This is a genomic window from Paenibacillus sp. 2RAB27 (assembly GCF_052115445.1).
GTDB lineage: Bacteria > Bacillota > Bacilli > Paenibacillales > NBRC-103111 > Paenibacillus_E.
Genome location: NZ_JBFRGR010000096.1, coordinates 1 through 947, shown reverse-complemented (window position 1 = coordinate 947; position 947 = coordinate 1). Strand labels below are relative to the sequence as shown.

General features: G+C 42.7%; 1 protein-coding gene. It reads left to right on the top strand.

The features are described from left to right. Positions 1-72: 72 nt before the first annotated feature. Positions 73-947: IS3 family transposase (locus AB4114_RS35750; protein ID WP_441992678.1), on the top strand; the 875-nt coding region annotated here is incomplete at its 3' end.

The following is a 947-nucleotide window of genomic DNA, read 5'->3' as shown; positions in this document are numbered from 1 at the left end:
TGAGAAGGTCCGTCAATTGGAGCAGCTCTTGAAAGAGAAAGAACGTGAACTCGCAGAGAAGGATCGCCGGATATCAGAGGCGGAAGAAGAACTAGCGATTGTAAAAAAGGCCGTACACATCTTCAGCAGACCAAGGAACTAAGGTTCCAGTTTATTGAAAATCATCGCTCTGAATTTTCAGTAGAGAAGATGTGTCAGACACTCGAGGTATCGAAGAGCGGTTATTACAAATGGGTACTGGGTAAAGCTGTTGTGAACAGCTACCAGAAGCGTAGAGCAGCTCTCTTAGCTCGTATTACATTCATCTTTCATGACCACTTTGGTCGGTATGGAAGCCCTAAAATCACAGAGACTTTAAAGCGTGAAGGCTGGACGGTTTCTGAGCGTTTAGTAGGGAAGTTGATGAAAGCCAATGGGCTTCGTTCCTGCGTTTCCAAGAAGTTTCGAGTGAATACAACCGATTCTAATCATGATTTTCCGATTGCATCAAACGTGCTGAATCAGAACTTCCAAACAACAGCACCTAACAAAGTATGGGTCACAGATATTACCTATATTCCGTGCCGACAGGGCCGTATGTATCTAGCTAGTGTTTTAGACATATATACACGCAAAATTGTAGGTTGGAAGCTCGGAGACCGTATGACGACCGACTTAGTTCTCGCTGCCTTAGATCAAGCCTACGAGGCTCAGAAACCTCCTAAAGGCCTACTGCATCACTCAGATCGTGGCTCACAGTACGCATCAACCGATTACCGTAAAAGACTAAAAAAATACAAAATGAAAGCTAGCATGAGTCGGAAAGGTAACTGCTATGACAATGCTTGCATCGAATCTTTTCATAGTGTACTAAAGAAAGAGTTTGTTTATTGTACGAGATTTTTGACCAAAGCCCAAGCACAACAAGATATGTTCGAATACATTGAACTTTTTTACAATCGTAAAAG